Below are 1,179 nucleotides of genomic sequence, written 5' to 3'. Positions count from 1 at the left end.
TGAACTGAACCCTATTTTGTAGACAGTTTAATAAAAAGGGATGTAGTTGTAAGTTAAGCCGCAATGAGATGGCTTCGGTAAGTTGCCGGAGCCATCTTTTTTAGTGTCCATTGTTTTCGTGTGTGATTATAATGGTCCATATAGTCCATCACTATTGTGTGTAATTCTGCCAAACTTTCCGCTTGTTTATAATCTACTTCATCTTTGAAATGACCGAAGAACGATTCGATTGGCGCATTATCAAGACAATTTCCTCTGCGGGACATTGACTGGTGAAGTCCCATTTCTTTTACACGCTGCTGATATTCTGGGTTTGTATAATGAATACCTTGGTCCGAGTGAATCATCGCTTCCGGATGGAGATTGCCGTCTAGATGTGTTTTTAACTTTTCAAGCGTCTTATAGACAAGGGACATCTTTAACGTAGTAGATAATTCATATGCTACAATTTCTCGTGTTGCGACATCTTTCACGCATGATAAATACGCCCTTTGACCACCTCTATATTGCAGATACGTAATATCTGTTAAGAATACTTTCCCTGGCTCTTCTTGCTTAAATGCACGGTTTAAATGGTTCGGTATACGGCGATGCACCTCTGTTGCTTTTTCTAACAGACGGTACGGATTGGCACGCCGTACTTTCGCATATAAATTGAACTTATGCATCAGACGAAGAATCTTTTTATGGTTCATCGGTGTGTCCAGCACATCTACCAGTGCCATATAAAATCCACGATAACCAATTTTCCCTTTCGCTTGATCATAAATTGATTTTAATAAGATGTAATCTTGATAATCAGATTCTTCACGTAAAGCGTTTTTCTCCCTATTTTGAAGCCATTTATAATAGCCACTTGGACTGACATTCGCTACCTGACAAAGATGGCGAGTCATATTTTTTAATTGATATAAACGAATCGTTTCATTGATGGCTTGGTATTTCTCTTTTGGTGTTAAAAACGATTCTTCTTCGCCTGCCTTTCCATTTCGTCGAGCTTTTTTAGCAGATTAAGTTCTGCCTCTAATAGTTGAATACGCGCTTCCGCTTTTTCAAGTTTTTTTTCTGCGGATAAGTTTTCAAGGCGTGGACGACCAGTACTCTCTTTTCCACGACGTTCCTCTAAAAAGCCTTCCTTACCATGTGTTTGATATGTTTTCTTCCAACGGCTAATTGCAC

The 1,179-nt window shown here is 39.1% G+C and carries 1 pseudogene; it reads right to left on the bottom strand.

The window, feature by feature from the left end:
* Nucleotides 1-53: 53 nt before the first annotated feature.
* Nucleotides 54-1,179, bottom strand: a pseudogene (locus tag ACVYAD_RS24995) (IS3 family transposase); the annotation flags it as partial.

It is taken from the genome of Lysinibacillus sp. G1-3 (assembly GCF_056322905.1).
The sequence above is the reverse complement of the archived record's forward strand: the minus strand, read 5'-3'. Positions and strand labels throughout refer to the sequence as shown.